Here is a 17,286-nt window from a genome sequence, read left to right on the forward strand (position 1 = left end):
TGGTCGGCGTCGGGCGGAGCGGTCAGGCCGGCAGCCGGACGGTGAACGTGGCGCCGTGGCCGCGACCGTCGCTCGCGACCGAGACGCCACCGCCGTGGGCCTCGGCCAGCGCCTTGGCGATGGCCAGGCCGATGCCGGACCCGCCGTGGTCGCGGTCGCGGGCGACGTCCACCCGGTAGAACCGGTCGAACAGGTGCGGCAGGTGCTCGGGGGCGATCCCCTCGCCCGTGTCGGCGACGACGTACTCCACCCACCCGCCCACCGGCGCGCAGGTGAGGGTCACGGCGCCCCCGGCGGGGGTGTGCTGCAGGGCGTTGTCGAGGAGGTTGCCGAGCACCTGGCCGATCCGTTCGGCGTCGACGGTCACCGACCCCGCGGGACGCAGGACGGTGCGCAGCTCCACCCCGCGGGCGGCGTACCGGTCCAGTGCTGCCGCGGCGGCAGAAGCGGCGAGGCTCGCCGCGTCGACCGGGCGGGGGTCGAGGTGCAGGTCGCCCTCCTCGGCGCGGGACACGGCCGCCACGTCCTCGGCGAGCCGCCCCAGCCGCCGGGTGGAGTCGCGCAGCACCGCCACGGTGTCGGCGTCCAGCTCGCGCACGTGGTCCTCGACGGCCTCCAGGTGCGCCTCGATCGTCGCGAGCGGGGTGCGCATCTCGTGCGCGAGGTCCGCGAGCATCCGGCGCCGCGTGGCCTCGGTGGCCTCGAGCCGCTCGGCCAGTGCGTTGTAGGTGTCGGCGAGGCTCGCGAACTCCGCGCCGAGCAGGGGGTCGCCCACCCGGACCTGGTACCGGCCCGCCGCGAGCTGCGCGGCGGCTTCCGACACCTGGCTCAAGGAGCGCTGCACGTGCCGGCTGAAGTACCACGAGACGGCGAGCGCCGCCACGACCGAGATCAGCAGGGCGACGCCCAGTGAGATCAGCAGCGCCGAGCCGAACGCCTCCTCGACGTGTCGTGTCTCCTCGGTCGTGTGCTCGACCCCCGCGCGGGACAGGTGGTCGTGGAAGATGCCCGGTGCGACCGCGGTGGCCACCAGCCAGGTGGTCACGGCGCCCGCGACCAGCACCAGGCCCTGGGCGAGCAGCAGCCGCGTCGCGAACCGGGGCCGCGTGGTCACTCGCCCGTGCCCATCCGGTAGCCGACCCCGCGCACGGTCCGGACGTACCTCGCGCTGGCCACGTCGTCGCCCAGCTTGCGCCGCAGGTGTCCGACGTGAACGTCGACGAGGTGCTCGTCGCCGACCCAGGACTCACCCCAGACCCGGTCGATCAGCTGGCGGCGGGCGAACACCATCCGGGGCCGCTCGGCGAGTGCGGCCAGCAGGTCGAACTCGGTGCGGGTCAGCGGCACCGGCGCGCCGTCGAGCCAGACGTCGCGACCCTGCAGGTCGATGGTGAGCGCGCCGAACGACAGGGTCTCCTCGGACGGCTCCGGCGACCGGCGGGGACGGCGGAGCAGGGCACCGATCCGTGCGGTCAGCTCGCGCGGGCTGAACGGCTTGGTCATGTAGTCGTCGGCCCCGACCGAGAGGCCGATCAGGGTGTCGACCTCGTCGGCCCGGGCGGTGAGCATCACGACGTAGCAGTCGGAGAAGGTGCGGATCCGGCGGCACACCTCGACGCCGTCGAGGTCCGGGAGGCCGAGGTCCAGGACCACGACGTCCGGGTCGACGTCGCGCGCGGCGGCCACGGCCCGCAACCCGTCGTGGACCAACGTCGCCTCGAACCCGTCACGCTCCAGGTAGCTGCCGATCAACCCGGCGAGCTTGACCTCGTCCTCGACGACCAGGGCGCGCAGCCCGGACGGCGGGCGGGGCGCCCGGGAGGCGAGGTCGGAGGGGCCCATGCCGCTCATCGTGGCAGCCGGACCGCCCCAGCGGGGCGGCTCCGGACCCCGGGGCGCCGTTCTTCAGCGAACCTTCATCGAACGTCGACGGCATCCCCGGACCGGGCCCTGCACCGTGGAGACACACACAGGACGAAGGAGCTGAGGACGATGATGGGCTGGTACGGCGACGGCGTGGGCTGGGGCGGCTGGCTGGTGATGTCGCTCAGCATGATCGCCTTCTGGGCGCTGGTGGTCTTCGCCGTGGTGGCGATCTTCCGCACCGGCCGCGAGGACGGCAGCGGTCGACCCGGGCGCCGCGACCCCCTGGAGATCCTGGACGAGCGGTTCGCGCGGGGTGAGATCGACGAGACCGAGTACCGGGCCCGCGCCGACGTGCTCCGCACCTCGGCTCACTGAGGGCGAGGAGCCCCGCGTGCCGTCGCTGTCGCGTCGCGGCCTGATCCGTGGAACCGCCGGCCTGGCCACCGTGCTCGCGGCCGGTGGCGTCGCGGCGTGCAGCATCGGGTCCGGTGGCTCCGCCGACCCGTCGCTGGTCGGCCCGCGGTCGCCCCTCGTCGGGGCGGCCGAGCGGGCCCGGCGGGTGCCGGGCCGGTCCGTCGTGACCGCCCGGCTGACCCCGCAGCCGATCACGGTCGACCTCGGCGCCCGCACCGTCGAGACCTGGGCGTACGGCGACCAGGTGCCGGGGCCGCTGCTCCGGGCCACCGCCGGCGACCTGCTGCAGGTGTCGGTCGCCAACGGCCTGCCGAGCGAGACCAGCGTGCACTGGCACGGCGTGGCCCTGCGCAACGACATGGACGGCGTACCGCACCTCACGCAGGCCCCGATCCCGGAGGGCGGGACGTTCGACTACCAGTTCGTCGCGCCGGACCCGGGAACGTACTTCTATCACCCGCACACGGGGCTCCAGCTCGACCGCGGCCTCTACGGCGTCCTCGTCGTCGACGACCCGGCAGAGCCGGGACGGTACGACGACGAGTGGGTGGTCGTGCTCGACGACTGGGTCGACGGCACCGGCCGCACGCCCGACGACGTGTTCGCCGAGCTGACCGCCGGCGGCGGCTCGATGGGTGGGATGCACATGGGGGGCATGGGCGGGTCGATGGGCTCGCCGCTGCTCGGCGGTGCCGGTGACGTCCGCTACCCGTACTACCTCGTCAACGGCCGTACTCCCGACGCGCCGTACCGCTTCACCGGACGGCCGGGCCATCGGGTCCGGATCCGGTTCGTGAACGCCGGCACCGACACGGCGTTCCGGGTCGCCGTCGGTGGACACCGCATGACCGTCACGCACGGCGACGGCTTCCCCGTCGTTCCGGTGTCCACCGACGCGCTGCTGGTCGGGATGGGCGAGCGCGTCGACGTCGTGGTGACGCTCGGCGACGGGGTGTTCCCGCTGGTCGCGTCCGCCGAGGGGAAGTCCGGCGCGGGCCTGGCCCTGGTCCGGACCGGCGGCGGCAGCCCACCCGCCACGGGCGCCCCCGTCCGCGAGCTGCGTCGCCGAGTGCTGCTGGGCACCGACCTGGTCGGCGACCCGGACGCGACGCTGCCCGTCCGCGACGTCGTCCGGCGACACGACGTCGTGCTGGGCGGCAGCATGGTGTCCTACCGGTGGACGCTGAACGGCCGCACCTACCCGGACACGGCCCGACTCCCGGTGCGCGAGGGCGACCGGGTACGCCTCCGGTTCCTCAACCAGACGATGATGTTCCACCCGATGCACCTGCACGGCCACACGTTCGGCCTCGTCACCGGCGGTGCGCGCAAGGACACCGTCGTCGTCCGCCCGATGCAGGCGGTGGAGGTCGACCTCGACGCCGACAACCCCGGCCAGTGGGCGCTGCACTGCCACAACGCCCTGCACGCCGAGGCCGGGATGATGACCGCGCTCTCCTACCGCACGTGAGCGGTCAGCCGAGTCGGACGGTCCGGAGTCGCAGGGCGTTGGTGATCACGCTGACCGAGGACAGCGCCATCGCCGCTGCGGCGATCATGGGCGACAGCAGCCGGTCGAAGGCCGGGTAGAGCACGCCCGCCGCGATCGGGATGCCGGCGGCGTTGTAGCCGAAGGCGAGCCACAGGTTGCTGCGGATGTTGCCCATCGTCGCCTGCGACAGGCGGCGCGCCCGGGCTATGCCGGTGAGGTCACCGTGCAGCAGCGTGACCCCAGCGGACTCGAGGGCGACATCGGTGCCGGTGGACATGGCGAGGCCGACGTCCGCGGCTGCCAGCGCGGGAGCATCGTTCGTGCCGTCCCCGGCGAACGCGACCACCCGACCCTCGGCCCGGAGCCCGGTGACGACCTGGGACTTGCGGTCCGGCAGCACCTCGGCCTCGACCCGGTCGATCCCCAGCCGGGCAGCCACGGCCCGTGCGGTCACCCTGTTGTCGCCGGTGACCATGACGACCTCGATGCCGGCGTCCCGGAGCTGGGTGAGCGCCGCCGCCGTGGTGGGCCGGACGGGATCGGCGACGGCCAGCACACCGGCGAGCCGCCCGTCCACGGCGGCGAACACGGCCGTGGCCCCCTCGCCGCGGAGCTCGTCCGCCCGGGCGGCCATCGGGGTCGTGTCGACATCGAGGGCCGCGACGAAGCTGCCGCTGCCGACCGCGACCCGGTGACCCTCGACGGTTCCGGTGACGCCCTTGCCGGCGGGCGCCTCGAAGTCGTCGACGACGGGCAGCGTCGTGCCTCCGGCGGCGTTCACGATCGCGCGGGCGAGCGGGTGCTCCGACGGCTGCTCGACCGCGGCGACCAGGCGCATCAGCTCGGTCTCGGCGAACCCGTCGGCGGGCACGACCCGGGTGACCGCCGGCTTCCCCTCGGTCAGGGTGCCGGTCTTGTCGACCGCAAGCGTGTCGACCTTCTCGAACCGCTCGAGCGCGGCCGCGTTCTTGATCAGGACGCCGGCCCGGGCACCCCGGCCGACGCCGACCATGATGGACATCGGCGTAGCCAGGCCCAGCGCACAGGGGCACGCGATGATGAGGACGCTGACCGCGACGACGAGCGCGTGGGCGAGCTTCGGGTCGGGACCGACGACCGCCCAGGTGGCGAACGCGAGAACCGCGATGCCGATGACGGCGGGCACGAACCAGGCCGAGACCTTGTCGACGAGCCGCTGGATCGGCGCCTGTGAGCGCTGGGCGTCGGCGACCATCTGGACGATGCGAGCCAGCATGGTGTCGCGGCCGACGGCTCGTGCCTCGATGACCAGGGTGCCGCCGGCGGCGAGGGTGCCGCCGATGACGGTGTCACCGGCCTGCTTGGTGGCCGGCATCGACTCACCGGTCACCATCGACTCGTCGACGGCGGATCGGCCGTCGATCACGACGCCGTCGACGGGGACCTGCTCGCCGGGCCGGACCCTCAGGTGGTCACCCGCGTGCACCTGGTCCAGCGTCACGTCGGACTCGCTGCCGTCGTCGGCGACGAGGTGCGCCGTCTTCGGCGTCAGGTCCAGCAGCGCGCGAATGGCGCCCGACGTGCGTTCGCGCGCGCGGAGCTCCAGGACCTGGCCCAGCAGCACCAGCGTCGTGATGACGGCCGCCGCCTCGAAGTACACCGGTACGACGTCGTCCATGGTCCGGAACGAGTCGGGGAAGAGCCCCGGTGCGACCGTCGCGACGACACTGAACAGCCAGGCCACGCCGGTGCCCATCGCGATGAGGGTGAACATGTTCAGCTTCCTCGTGCGCACGGACGTCCACCCGCGGGTGAAGAACGGCCAGCCGGCCCACAGGACGACGGGAGTCGCGAGTCCGAGCTGCAGCCACGCGTTCACCCGGCCGGGGATCGCGTCGGCGATCGCGTCGAACAGCTCGGCGCCCATGCCCAGCACCACCACGGGGATCGACAGCACGACGCCGGCCCAGAACCTGCGGGTCATGTCCACGAGCTCCGCGGACGGGCCGGTGTCGGCGGCGACCGTCACCGGCTCGAGCGCCATCCCGCAGATCGGGCAGGTGCCGGGGCCGAGCTGCCGGACCTGCGGGTGCATCGGGCAGGTGTACTCGACGTCCCGGTCGGCCGCGGCAGGGGCCGCGCCGCCCGGCCCGGCGGCGCCCAGGTAGCTCTCCGGGTCGGCGACGAACATGTCCCGGCATCGGTCGGAGCAGAAGGAGAAGACCTGCCCGGAACGACGGGCCTCCGGGCCATCCGCAGACGGGTCGACCGGCATCCCGCAGACGGGGTCCGTCCCGGTGCCGGCCGCCGGGCTCGGGTGGTCGTGCTCGTGCCGGTGTCCGTGCGTCACGCCCATGCCGTCGACCATACCCCCAGGGGGTATGTGAGACAAGATCAGCCGTTCGGGATCAGCCGAGCATCTCCCGCATGGTGTCGATCTCCTCCTGCTGGCTGGACTCGATGTGCTCGGCGAGGGCGACGGCGTCACCGAACCGGCCCGCGTCGATCTCGTCCCGGGCCATGTCGATGGCGCCCTGGTGGTGCTCGACCATCATCTGCAGCCACCTGTCCTGGAACTCGGCGTCGGAGGCGTGGCGGAGCTCGTCCATCTGCTCGGCCGACATCATCCCGGGCATCCCGGCGCCGGTCTCGGGACCCACGTCCGTGCCGGACCCGCCGCCGGAGCCGCCCATGTCGCCCATGTCGCCCATGTCGTGGCCGCCGTGGGCGTGGTCGTTGACGGTGGCCGGGATCTCCTGGCCCCAGTCGGTGAGCCAGCCGGTCATGGTCTGGATCTCGGGGGTCTGGGCGTCCCGGATCTGCTCGGCCAGCTTCTCGACGTGCGGGTCGAGCGGCCGGCCGTCCGTCATCGCCACCATCGCAACGGCCTGGGCGTGGTGCTGGACCATGGCGGTCGCGAACGCGACGTCGGCGTCGTTGTACACGTCGCCGTTGCTCGCGGTCCTGGGTGCCGACGGCGAGGCGGAGTCGGAGTCGTCGCCGCATGCGGTGAGGGCCAGGCCGAGGCCGGCGGCCACGACCAGGGCGACCGCGCCGCGCACGAGCAGGCGGCGCGGGCGCGCGCCGGTGTGGGTATGGGTGTTCATGGATGTCTCCTCGAGGTGTGCTGACGGGTGGCGTGGGCCGACCGGCGCAGCGGTCGGCGGTGCGCCTGTCAGCACCGCAGGACGGAGAGCAGCGTCAGGTCGGGGGCGCTCGGACCACGGGCCCGGGCGCGGATCGCGGCGCCGACCGCCGTGGCCAGGTCGCGCAGCTCGGCGGTGAGCGACCGCAGCAGGCGGGCGCGCGCCGAGGCGGCGACGAACGGCAGCAGGGCCACCAGGACGGCCAGGCAGAGGCCGGTCACGAGGCCGGCGTCGCCGTGCCCGTCGCCGTGCCCGCCACCGTGCCCGCCACCGGGCCCGCCACCGTGGTCGCCGCCCCCCGCGCTCTCGGTGTGGCCGTGGCCGGACATCGGCGCGGCCGCGCCGGCCGGCACTGCGGCGGGCCCGCCCGTGCCGTGGTCGGAGAGGCCGTGCATCGCCATCAGGCCCACCAGGGCGACCAGCAGCACCAGCCACCGGGCGACGTTCCCCGGGACCCGCGAGCGCGCCTGGTGTGCTGCCATCGCCGCCCATCGTAGGAGCCCGGGCAACCGGGCCCCCGCCCGTCTTCACCGTCCGCTCATGTGCCGCGCGCGATCGTCGCTCCGTGCCCGCCCTTCCCGTGCCGAGCCGCGAGATGCTGACGTTCCTCGCGGTCGGCGCCGCCGGCTACGTGACCGACGTCGCCGCGTTCAACTGGTTCCGCGAGCAGCCGGTCGTCGGCGACCCGGTCGTCGCCAAGGTCGCCGCCGTCGGTGTGGCCATGGTCGTGACCTACCTGGGCAACCGGCTGCTGACCTGGCGCGAGCTCGGGTCCGAGAACCGGCGCCGCGAGGTCGCCCTGTTCGCCGTGTTCAACCTGGTCGGGCTGCTGATCTCGGTCCTCGCCCTGGACGTCAGCCACCACCTCCTGGGCCTGACCAGCCGCCTGGCCGACAACATCTCGGGCAACGTGGTCGGCGTCGGCCTGGGCACGGCGTTCCGGTTCTGGGCCTACCGGCGGTTCGTGTTCGTCGGCGCCGGCTCAGGCGACCTCGACGAACCACTCGGTTCCGAGCAGCCCGCGGGCCAGGGGCCCGGGCAGCGCGAGCAGGACCGCGGCGGTGCGGATGCCGCCGCGGCGCTGTGACGTGTGGGCCGCCAGCGCCGCCCGCTTCGTGTCCAGCTGGGGCCGGACGTCGACGGCGAAGGAGATCGCGTCGCGCGCCGTGAACACGTTGGCGCCGGGGATCGTCAGCCCCGGGAGCAGCCCCGCGACCGGGCGGAGGAGCCGGAAGACACGGGCCGGCCAGGTGCGGTCGACGGTGGCCTCCAGCAGGACCGGACGGGACGCCGCGAGCTGCTGCGCGCGGCGGGCGACCCGGTGGACGTGCACGTGGTCGGGGTGGCCGTACCCGCCCCGGGCGTCGTAGCCGGTGAGGACGTCGGCCGACTCCGCGTCGAGGACGGCGGCGACCTCGCGGGCGGCGTCGTCGACGGGGACGTCGGCGAAGCGGCCGGCACCGGACGACGGCCGGTCGGCCATCCCGGAGTCGGCGTGGCCGAGCCAGACCACGCGGGCCACGCCCAGCGCCGCCGCGGAGGCATGCGCCTCGGCGCGGCGTACGTCGGACAGGGCGCCCGGGGCGTGGTGCCCGCCGCCGAGGCCCGCGCCGCCGTCGGTGGCGAACACGAGGACGACGCGGTCACCCGCGGCGGCCCGCTGCGCCAGCCAGCCGCCGGTGAGCAGCGCCTCGTCGTCGGGGTGGGCATGCAGCGACACGACGGTGACCACCGCTCAGGCCTCCGCCGCCACCAGGGCGGGTCCGCCGGCGGGCGCCGGGCGGACGGCGGCGGCGTCGGCCGCCGCCGCGTAGAGGGCGCCGGTCCGGGCCAGGGCGTCGACCCAGTCGAACGGCGGGGCGACGCGGCGGTTGTGCGCGGCGATCCGCTCGCGGAGGTCGCGGTCCGCGACCAGGTCGGCGAGCGCGGCGACCAGCTCCGCGTCGCTGCCGACCAGGATGCCCTCGACCCGGTCCCGCACGAACTCGCCGACGCCGCTGCGGCTGCTCGCGACGACCGGCAGCCCGACGCACCGCGCCTCGAGGGCGGCGATGCCGAACGACTCCTTGGGCGCCGGGGCGACGTACACCGAGGCGGCCGCCAGCTCGTCGCGCACCGCGGATCGGGACAGCCGGCCGGTGATGCGGACGTGGCCGCCGAGCCCGTGACGGCGCACGTACCGCTCGACGCGGCGCCGGAGCGGGCCGTCGCCCACCAGCACCAGCCGGACGTCGGCCCCGGTGAGCCGGCGGACCCGGGCGAACATCCGCACCAGCTGGAGGGGGCGCTTGCGGGGCATCAGCCGCATCACGCTGACGATCGTCACCGGGCCGCCGGTCCGCGCCGGCCGGGTGCCGGGCGCGGGGTGCCGCCACGCGGCGACGTCGAGGGCGTTCGGGAGCACCGCGACGTCGACACCGCCGAGCGGGCGGCCGAACCGGGCCGCCGCCACCCCGCTCACCGCCGACCACGCCACGGGCCAGCGACGGAGGCCGGACAGCGCCGCCAGCCGGAGGATCGCGCCGGCGCCGGTCCACAGCGAGTGCACGGTCACCAGCACGGGGATCCCGGCCCGGACGGCGGCCCGGGCGACGCCGATGCCGTACGGGGAGAACAGCGAGACGTGCACGTGGACCACGTCGTACCCGGTCACGGCGCGGCGAGCGTCGGCCGCCGGCAGCCGGCGGACCCACGGCAGCTCCCCCGGCCCGGACCCGGTCGGCGTCGGCGGCGTCAGCACGTCCGCCTCGAGCCCCGCGCCGCGCTGGTGCCGGGCGAGGTCGTCCACGTGCGTCTCGATCCCGCCCAGGCGCGGCAGGAAGACGTCGGTCACGTGCGCGATCCGGCGAGGCGGCGACGTGGGCCCGGACCGGCCGGCGGCGGTGCGCGCCGAGCGCAGCGAGAGGCGCTGGCCGAGGAGCCAGGCGCCGAGGGCGCCACTGCCGACGGGGATCTCGACCACGAAGACGAAGGCCCGGTACAGCACCGCGGCGGCCGCCACGCCGGCCGGGTCGCCGCCCAGGGTGAGCAGCACGCCGACCAGGCCGAGGTCGGCCACCCCGATCCCGCCGGGCGTCACCGGCACGATCGTCAGCGCCCGCTCGACCGCGAACGCGGCCAGCACCTCCGGCCAGCTGCACCCGGCGGCGGTCAGGTGCAGGCAGGTGCCCAGCAGCACGGCCTGCAGGGCGACGTAGCCGACCATCCCCACCGACATGCGCAGCCAGCCCCGGGCGACCAGTCCGGCGCACTGGGCACGGACGTCGAGCAGCACGGACGCCAGGTCCGGCCCGCGGTCCCGGCCGACCAGGCGGAGGCCGCCGCGGGCCACGGCCTCCAGGAGGCGCCCGACCACGATCGCGCCCCGCGCGCTCGCCAGCACGAACGCCGCCCCCGCGCTGACGACGACGAACCCGACCCCGGTGACCAGCGCCGCGGTCTGCACCTGGGACACGGCCTCCCCGGCGCGGGCCAGCGCCAGGACGGCGACCACCGGCAGCAGCAGCTTCGCGCCGACGTCCCACAGGTTGGTGAGGAACGTGTAGCCGGCGAAGGACCGACCGTCCATCCCCCAGGCACGCATCATCCGGCGGTTCAGCTCGACCCCTGCGGCGCCGCCCAGTGGGACGACGTTCGCCACCGCGCTCCCGGTCAGGTTGAGGGTGAGGGCGCGCCGGTGCGTCAGGTCGGGCGCCGCGGCCGTGAGCACGAACGAGTGGACGTAGAGGCCCAGCAGCCACAGGCCGGCGAGCTCGAGCGCGGCCGGCCACGACACGGACCCGAGCACCGGGAGCACGCCGCGCCAGGACACCGACACCGCGTGCGGGAGGATCGCGACGACCAGGATGACGGCGGCGGCCCAGGAGCCGGCGAACCGCACCCGCCGCAGGACCGTGCTCATGCCCGTGCCGAGCCCGCGCGGGCGCGCAGCACGACGCGACCCAGGTGGACCAGAACCAGCACCACGACCACCCCGGCCGTCAGGGCCAGGCCGGCGCCGCTCAGGTAGTGGGCGACCGCGTGCCAGCTGTTGCCGGCCAGGTAGCCGGCGGTGGCGACGAGCGCGCCCCAGATGGTGCCACCGGCGATGTTGGCAGCCAGGAACCGGCGCGGCGGCATCCCGGCCATCCCGGCCAGCCCGGGGATCAGCACCCGCAGCGCCGCGGTGAACCGGCCGAGGAAGACCGCCCACACGCCACCGCGGCGCAGCGCGCGCTCGCTCCGGTCCAGGTGCCGGGCGTCGACGAACCGGCCCAGCGTCGAGTCGAGCAGCCGCCGGCCCCACCGCCGTCCGACCTGGAAGCCGATCGCGTCGCCGAGCACCGCGCCCGCGACTCCGGCGGCCACGACCGCGGCGAGCGGCAGGTGCCCCTGGCCGGCCGCCACGCCGCCCAGCAGGACCGCGGTCTCGCCCGGGAACAGGAACCCGAGGAACGCCGACGACTCCAGGGCGGGCAGGACGAACACGACCAGGAGCACCAGCCAGGCCGGGGTGGCGAGCAGGTGGTCGAGCAACCCGGTCATGACAGGACCGGCTGGGCGGTGACGAGGGGCCGGAGCGGGGTCCGGGCCAGCAGGACGACGAGCCGCAGCAGCAGCGGCCTCAGGAGCAGGTACGACGCCACGGCGGCCGCCGCCCCGAGGGCCAGGCCGGCCACGACGTCGAGCGGGAAGTGCGCGCCGACGTACACCCGGGTGGCGGCCATCAGGACGGCGAGCCCGGCGGCCAGCAGGCCGAGGCGGCGGTGCGCCAGGAGCACGCCGGCGGCGACCGCGCCGGCCATCACTGCGTGGTCGCTGGGGAACGACGGGTCCGAGCTGCGGGAGACGAGGACGAGCACGCCGGGCATCGCGGCGTACGGCCGCTGCTCGGCGACGGCGCCGGCCACGAGCTGGTTGAGGCCGACCGCGACCAGCGCTCCGGCCGGGGCCCACAGCGCCGCGGTGACGCGGGACAGGTCGCCGGTCCGGCGGGCGAGCAGCCACGAGACCAGGAGGAGGCCCGCGAAGAGGACCACGCCGTACTCGGCGTACAGGCGTGCCGGCGTGTGCAGCCACGGGGTGCTGCGCGCGACGTCGTTGACCGCGCGGAACCAGGCCTCCTCGGCCCGGCCCCCCACCACCGTCACACCGTTCGACGCCACTGGTCCTCCTCGCGAGCCCTGGCAGGACCGTAGGCAGCGCGGCATGAAGCGACGATGAAGCGCCGGAGGTGGGGCGGCTAGGCGTGGGTCTCGTGCTCGTGGCCGGCGTGGTCGGCCGACTCGAACTGGATCGTGGAGTGCTCGATGTCGAAGTCCGCGTCGAGGCAGCCCTGCAGCTCGTCGAGCATCGGGCCGAGGTGGCCGTCGAGGAAGCAGGAGTCGTCGACGACGACGTGCGCGGTGAGCACCGGGAGGCCGGTGGCGACCTGGCTGGCGTGCAGGTCGTGCACGTCGAGCACGTGCGGGTGCCGCATCAGGCGTTCGCGCACGTGGGAGAGGTCCAGGCCGGGCGGCGTCGACTCGAGGAGCACGTTCACCGCGTCGCGCAGCAGCCGCAGGGTCCGGGGGATGATCAGGACGCCGATCAGGAGCGAGGCCACGGCGTCGGCGCGCGTCCAGCCGACGGTGGCGATCAGGACCGCCGCCACGATCACCGCGACCGACCCCAGGGCGTCGTTGACGACCTCGAGGAACGCGGCGCGCATGTTCAGGTTCGCGCGGCGTCCGCTCGCGAGGACGGCGACCCCGAGGACGTTGCCGAGCAGGCCGACGACGCCGAAGGCGAGCATCACGCCGGAGGTGACCTCGGGCGGCTCGACCAGCCGCCGGACCCCCTCGACCAGGACGAACCCGCCCACGGCGAGCAGCACCGCGGCCTGCGCGGCCGCGGCCAGCACCTCGGCCCGCCGGTACCCCCACGTCCTCGCGTCGGTCGCGGGCCGGCGCGCGAGGACCGCGGCGACGAACGCGAGCGTCAGGCCGGCGACGTCGGTGAGCATGTGGCCCGCGTCGGCCAGCAGCGCCAGGCTCCCGGAGACCGCGGCACCGACCACCTCGACCACGAGCACGAGCACGGTGATCGCCAGGACGACCGCGAGCCTCCCGCGGTGGTCGGCCGGTCCCGCGCCGCCGTGGGAGTGTCCGCTGCTCATGCTCCCTCCGCCCCGGGTCGCTCGCCCGCGGCGATGATAGCCGTCAGGCGGGGCGCTCGGACCCGCCTGCGTGGAGCAGGTCGCGCAGCCGGGAGAACTCCGTGCGGGCGTGCATGTCCATCGCGATCGCGAACTCCGGGGTGAAGTACAGGCGCCAGAGCGGGTCGAGGACCTTGCCCCATCCCGCCCACCCGGCGGTGAGGGTGTGCCGCAGGCGGAGTCCGGTGCCGTTCTCGTGCAGCGTCAACGCGACCTTGACCGGCACTCGGACGCGCCGCGGCCGGAGCTGCCAGGCGACCCGCTCCCCCGGGACCAGCTCGACGACCTCCGCGGCCATCCGCAGGTGCCGCGGCCCCACGCGCTCGTCCATCCACACCACGTCGCCGACGTGGTCGCCGGCGGGCGCCGTCTCCAGCAGGTGGAACGCGCGGTGCGTGCCCGGCCACCAGGCCCGGTAGCGGGCGTCGTCGCAGTCGACCATGAAGTCGGTGACCTCCCGGGCGTCCACACCGGTCAGCGTCATCTCCGACTCGAGCACCAGCACGGTCCCACTTCACCGCACGCGGGCCCGAAGGTCCAGAGCCGATGGTCCTGCGCATTTGAGTTCGTTTTGACGTTGCCTTGGGGACGGACTGAGTCGGGATGTCCGAACGTTCCAGGACCACCGCATCTCCAGGAGGAACTCCATGCCGTCCACGTTCTTCGGCCTGCCGCTGCACCCGTTGATCGTCCACGCCACCGTCGTGATGGTGCCGCTCGCGGTGCTCGCCGTGCTCGGCGCGGTGCTCGTGCCCCGGTTCCGGGCGTGGGCCGGACCACTGCCGGCCGGGCTGGCCCTGGTGGCGTTCGTCCTCACTCCCCTGTCGACGGCGACCGGGGAGAACCTCGAGCACTCGCTGCCCGAGACCCACCTCATCGAGGAGCACGCCGAGCTCGGTGACCAGCTCATCTGGTTCACGGTCGCGCTGTTCGCGTTCGCCGCGGCGTACTGGTGGCTCGACCGGCGCCGCGCCGCGACCCCGGAGGCGGAGCGGTCCCGGGACCGGACCCGCACGATCACCGCGGTCGTCGGCGTCCTCGCGGTGCTCACCGCGCTCGGCACCGGCGTGCAGGTGGCGCGGATCGGCCACAGCGGCGCGAAGGCCGCGTGGTCGCAGACCGGCAGCGCCGGCGGCTGACCGGCAGTACCGTGACCTGCATGGTGCGCCTCCTGCTCGTCGAGGACGACGCCGACATCCGGCGCACCCTGGCCCGCGGCCTGGCCGAGCAGGGCGCCACCGTCGTACCCGTGGAGACCGCGGTCGAGGCGATCAAGGCCGTCGCCAGCGAGCGCCCGGACGCCGTCGTCCTGGACCTCGGCCTCCCCGACCTGGACGGCGCCGACGTGCTCGCGCTGATCCGGGCGAGCAGCGACCTGCCGGTGGTGGTCGCGACCGCCCGCGACGACGAGCGCGAGATCGTCCGGCTCCTCGACGCGGGCGCCGACGACTACCTGATCAAGCCGTTCTCCGCCGCGCAGGTGATGGCCCGGGTGCGCGCGGTCCTGCGGCGTGCGACGCCCGCGGTCCGCGAGGACCCGCGGGTGGTCGTCGGCGACCTGGTCGTCGACCCGGTCTCCCGGACCGCCCAGCTCGAGGGGCGCGAGCTGACGCTGAACCGCAAGGAGTTCGACCTCCTGCTCGCCCTCGCGTCGCGCGCCGGCGAGGTCGTCACCAAGCGCCAGCTGCTCGCCGACGTCTGGCAGATGCCGTGGGGCGGCGCCGACCGGACCGTCGACGTCCACCTCTCCTGGCTGCGCCGCAAGCTCGGCGAGACGGCCGCGGAACCGCGCTACCTGATCAGCGTCCGCGGAGTGGGCGTCAAGCTCGTCGACCCGAACGCCGCATGAGCCTGCGCCAACGGATCCTCGTGCTGGCGGTGGGCGCCACCGCCAGCGTGCTGATCCTGTTCGCCATCCCCCTGTGGCTGCTGCTCGACCGCGCCGCGACCGAGGAGAGCCGCGAGGGCGCGGTCGACGTCGCGCGCGGCGTCGCCGACTACGTGAGCACCGGGCCGACGCCGCGCCAGATCGCGGCGTACGTCGACCGGCTCAACGCCCGCGACGAACGGGCCCGCGTGACGGTCCTGCTGCCCGACGGCACCCGGCTCGGGGCGGAGCTGCCGGAGGGCCTGCACGGCGACACCGACCTCGCCGCGCCCGGGAAGGGCGACCAAGGAGGCGCGACCGACGACGACGGCCTGATGCCGGTCTCCGAGCCGGAGATCCACGAGGTCGGGGGCGGCGAGGTGGTCAGCGTGCGCGCGATGACCGCCGACGGTCCGGTCGCCGTGCTCGCGCAGGCCTCGGTCGGCGACGCCCGGAGCCGGATGACCGACCGGCTGCTGCTGCTCGGCGGCGCCGCGGTCCTGATCCTGGTGCTGGTCGCCGTGGCGGCCGAGCTCGTCGCGCGACGGCTGGTCCGCGACCTCGACCGGACGGCGGCGGCCGCCGACCGGCTCGGCGAGGGCGACCTCACGGCCCGCGCCCCGGAGGACGGCCCCCCGGAGGTACGCCGGGTGTCCGCCGCCCTCAACCGGCTGGCCGGCCGCATCGACGACCTGCTCGCCGCCGAGCGGGAGACCGTCGCCGACCTGTCGCACCGGCTCCGCACGCCGCTCACGGCGGTGCGCCTCGACGTCGAGGGACTGCCGGCCTCGGAGCGGACCGAGGAGCTGGAGTCGCACCTGGACCACCTGGAGCGGACCCTGACCGCGGTCATCCGGGCCGCGCGCCGGCCCGAGCGCGAGGGCGTCCGGCCGCGGTGCGACGCGACCCAGGTGCTCCGCGAGCGGGTGGACTTCTGGCGGCCGCTCGCCGAGGACCAGGACCGGTCCGTCGAGCTCGTGCTCCCCGCCGCGCCCGCCCCGGTGCGGAGCTCCGCCGACGACCTGCGGGCGGCGATCGACGCGCTGCTGGAGAACTGCATCGCGCACACGCCCGACGGCGTCGCGATCGCGGTCGTCCTCCGCGACCCGGACCCCGAGCACCCGCAGCTGGTCCGGGTCGACGTCCGGGACCGCGGCCCCGGCATCCCCGAGGGCGCCGTCCACCGGGGCCGCAGCGACCGCGGCTCGACCGGGCTCGGGCTCGACATCGCCCGGACCTGCGCCGAGGCCAGCGGCGGCCGGTTCGAGGTGCTCCGCGAGGACGGCTGGTCCGTGGTCCGGCTGTCGCTCGGCCGGCCATGACGACGCGTCGGGTTTCTCCGGTCAGCCGGTGAAACCCGACCGACACGCCGAGGCGCACCGGCGTGTCGGTCGGGTTTCCCCTGACAAGTCGTCCGTGCGCCTGCCGGCGCCGGGCCGGCGCACAACAACATTTGACGTCGATTTGACCGCCCGTTCCGGAACGCCTGAGCAGCCGCGAGCCACCGTGGGTGCCATGAACGAGAACCCTCGCAGCCGCATCCTCCGCCGGGCCCGCCTGACGACCGCCGCGATCGCGGTCACCGCGGTCGCCGGGACGGCCGCACTCACCGCGGTGGCGTCGAACGCCACCGCGAACGGCGGCACCGGCAACACCGGCTCGGGGACCGCGAACAACCGCAACAACCACAACGGGACGCGATCCCAGCGCACGACGGGCTCCCGGTCGACCGGCGTCGTGCCCGTCCCGTCGAACAGCCAGCCCCAGGGCGGGTCGAACGCGTCATGAGCACCCGGACCTGGCAGGACTGGTCGTGCACCGTCCGCGTCGTCACCGGCGACCGGGCGGTCGACGGGGCCGCGGGGATCGTCGCGGACCTGATGGCCGAGGTCGAGCGGGCCGTCAGCCGGTTCCGTCCGGACTCCGAGCTGGAGCGCGTCAACGACCTCGCGCCGCGGATCGTCCCGGTCGGCCCGCTGACCCTCGACCTCGTCGAGACCGCGGTCGACGCGGCCCGCCGGACCGACGGCGCCGTCGACCCGACCGTCGGGCAGCACCTGGCCGCCTGGGGGTACGACGACGACATCGCGGCCGTGCGCGAGCACGGCGCCGGCGCGGCGCAGCCCGGCCGCCGCCCCGACTGGCGGCGCGTGGTCGTCGACCGCGACCTCGGCCGGATCGGCGTGGCCCGGGGCCTGCGCCTGGACCTGGGCGCCACCGCGAAGGCCTGGACGGCGGACGAGGCGGCCCGCCGGGTGGCGGCACGGTACGGCCGGCCGGCGCTGGTCGAGATCGGCGGCGACCTCGCCGCCGCCGGCGACGCGGACGACCCCTGGCTGGTCCGCGT

19 protein-coding genes are annotated in these 17,286 nt (G+C 75.1%); 8 read left to right on the forward strand and 11 right to left on the reverse strand.

Annotated features, from left to right (window positions below; translation table 11 throughout):
- Nucleotides 1–22: 22 nt before the first annotated feature.
- Both ABD086_RS19720 and ABD086_RS19725 read right to left on the reverse strand, forming a co-directional pair.
- Nucleotides 23–1,114: a sensor histidine kinase gene (locus tag ABD086_RS19720; protein WP_343909372.1), complete on the reverse strand. Its 1,092-nt coding sequence runs from the start codon at nucleotides 1,112–1,114 to the stop codon at nucleotides 23–25.
- A complete protein-coding gene (locus ABD086_RS19725) occupies nucleotides 1,111–1,842 on the reverse strand; it encodes a winged helix-turn-helix domain-containing protein (RefSeq protein ID WP_343909374.1) in 732 nt (243 codons plus the stop codon). The genes ABD086_RS19720 and ABD086_RS19725 overlap by 4 nt, the downstream gene beginning before the upstream one ends.
- Nucleotides 1,843–1,992: 150 nt before the next feature.
- On the opposite strand from ABD086_RS19725, the gene ABD086_RS19730 reads away from it, so the two are divergent.
- Entirely contained in the window at nucleotides 1,993–2,241 is a 249-nt protein-coding gene (locus ABD086_RS19730) for an SHOCT domain-containing protein (RefSeq protein ID WP_343909376.1), read from the forward strand.
- 16 nt (nucleotides 2,242–2,257) lie between these two features.
- A complete protein-coding gene (locus tag ABD086_RS19735; protein ID WP_343909377.1) occupies nucleotides 2,258–3,751 on the forward strand; it encodes a multicopper oxidase family protein in 1,494 nt (497 codons plus the stop codon).
- A 4-nt stretch (nucleotides 3,752–3,755) separates the two neighbouring features.
- On the opposite strand, the gene ABD086_RS19740 is transcribed toward ABD086_RS19735, so the two are convergent.
- The 3 genes from ABD086_RS19740 to ABD086_RS19750 form a co-directional block, all read right to left on the reverse strand.
- Nucleotides 3,756–6,107 (reverse strand): heavy metal translocating P-type ATPase, encoded by a 2,352-nt coding sequence (locus ABD086_RS19740; protein ID WP_343909379.1) that lies wholly within the window; start codon nucleotides 6,105–6,107, stop codon nucleotides 3,756–3,758.
- A gap of 52 nt (nucleotides 6,108–6,159) precedes the next feature.
- Complete coding sequence (locus ABD086_RS19745; RefSeq protein WP_343909381.1) at nucleotides 6,160–6,858, reverse strand: DUF305 domain-containing protein; 699 nt, start codon at nucleotides 6,856–6,858, stop codon at nucleotides 6,160–6,162.
- A gap of 68 nt (nucleotides 6,859–6,926) precedes the next feature.
- Complete coding sequence (locus ABD086_RS19750; RefSeq protein WP_343909383.1) at nucleotides 6,927–7,379, reverse strand: DUF6153 family protein; 453 nt, start codon at nucleotides 7,377–7,379, stop codon at nucleotides 6,927–6,929.
- Between the two features lie 83 nt (nucleotides 7,380–7,462).
- On the opposite strand from ABD086_RS19750, the gene ABD086_RS19755 reads away from it, so the two are divergent.
- Nucleotides 7,463–7,984 (forward strand): GtrA family protein, encoded by a 522-nt coding sequence (locus tag ABD086_RS19755; RefSeq protein WP_343909385.1) that lies wholly within the window; start codon nucleotides 7,463–7,465, stop codon nucleotides 7,982–7,984.
- Here the strand turns inward: ABD086_RS19755 and ABD086_RS19760 are convergent.
- The 6 genes from ABD086_RS19760 to ABD086_RS19785 all read right to left on the reverse strand — a co-directional run bounded on the left by ABD086_RS19760 (nucleotide 7,880) and on the right by ABD086_RS19785 (nucleotide 13,577).
- The gene (locus ABD086_RS19760) at nucleotides 7,880–8,629 is read right to left on the reverse strand and encodes a PIG-L deacetylase family protein (RefSeq protein WP_343909387.1); all 750 of its coding nucleotides are present in this window, start codon (nucleotides 8,627–8,629) and stop codon (nucleotides 7,880–7,882) included. The two genes, ABD086_RS19755 and ABD086_RS19760, sit on opposite strands and share 105 nt — an antisense overlap.
- A gap of 3 nt (nucleotides 8,630–8,632) precedes the next feature.
- Nucleotides 8,633–10,798 (reverse strand): glycosyltransferase, encoded by a 2,166-nt coding sequence (locus ABD086_RS19765; RefSeq protein ID WP_343909389.1) that lies wholly within the window; start codon nucleotides 10,796–10,798, stop codon nucleotides 8,633–8,635.
- Nucleotides 10,795–11,421 carry a DedA family protein gene (locus tag ABD086_RS19770; RefSeq protein WP_343909391.1) on the reverse strand — a complete coding sequence of 209 codons (627 nt, stop codon included), beginning with the start codon at nucleotides 11,419–11,421 and terminating at the stop codon, nucleotides 10,795–10,797. Before ABD086_RS19770 ends, ABD086_RS19765 begins: the two co-directional genes overlap by 4 nt.
- Nucleotides 11,418–12,041 (reverse strand): phosphatase PAP2 family protein, encoded by a 624-nt coding sequence (locus tag ABD086_RS19775; RefSeq protein WP_343909393.1) that lies wholly within the window; start codon nucleotides 12,039–12,041, stop codon nucleotides 11,418–11,420. Before ABD086_RS19775 ends, ABD086_RS19770 begins: the two co-directional genes overlap by 4 nt.
- Before the next feature lie 77 nt (nucleotides 12,042–12,118).
- Nucleotides 12,119–13,033: a cation diffusion facilitator family transporter gene (locus tag ABD086_RS19780; protein ID WP_343909395.1), complete on the reverse strand. Its 915-nt coding sequence runs from the start codon at nucleotides 13,031–13,033 to the stop codon at nucleotides 12,119–12,121.
- A 43-nt stretch (nucleotides 13,034–13,076) separates the two neighbouring features.
- Nucleotides 13,077–13,577 (reverse strand): SRPBCC family protein, encoded by a 501-nt coding sequence (locus ABD086_RS19785; RefSeq protein ID WP_343909397.1) that lies wholly within the window; start codon nucleotides 13,575–13,577, stop codon nucleotides 13,077–13,079.
- Between the two features lie 142 nt (nucleotides 13,578–13,719).
- On the opposite strand from ABD086_RS19785, the gene ABD086_RS19790 reads away from it, so the two are divergent.
- The 5 genes from ABD086_RS19790 to ABD086_RS19810 all read left to right on the forward strand — a co-directional run.
- Entirely contained in the window at nucleotides 13,720–14,211 is a 492-nt protein-coding gene (locus ABD086_RS19790; RefSeq protein WP_343909399.1) for a DUF2231 domain-containing protein, read from the forward strand.
- Nucleotides 14,212–14,231: 20 nt separating this feature from the next.
- On the forward strand, nucleotides 14,232–14,921 hold the full coding sequence (locus ABD086_RS19795) for a response regulator transcription factor (protein WP_343909401.1): 690 nt from the start codon (nucleotides 14,232–14,234) through the stop codon (nucleotides 14,919–14,921).
- Entirely contained in the window at nucleotides 14,918–16,261 is a 1,344-nt protein-coding gene (locus ABD086_RS19800; RefSeq protein WP_343909403.1) for a HAMP domain-containing sensor histidine kinase, read from the forward strand. The genes ABD086_RS19795 and ABD086_RS19800 overlap by 4 nt, the downstream gene beginning before the upstream one ends.
- Nucleotides 16,262–16,454: 193 nt before the next feature.
- Complete coding sequence (locus ABD086_RS19805; protein ID WP_343909405.1) at nucleotides 16,455–16,727, forward strand: hypothetical protein; 273 nt, start codon at nucleotides 16,455–16,457, stop codon at nucleotides 16,725–16,727.
- A partial coding sequence (locus tag ABD086_RS19810; RefSeq protein ID WP_343909406.1) for an FAD:protein FMN transferase occupies nucleotides 16,724–17,286 on the forward strand: 563 nt, incomplete at its 3' end. The genes ABD086_RS19805 and ABD086_RS19810, both read left to right, overlap by 4 nt.

The organism is Nocardioides aquiterrae, assembly GCF_039526625.1.
GTDB classification, from domain to species: domain Bacteria; phylum Actinomycetota; class Actinomycetes; order Propionibacteriales; family Nocardioidaceae; genus Nocardioides; species Nocardioides aquiterrae.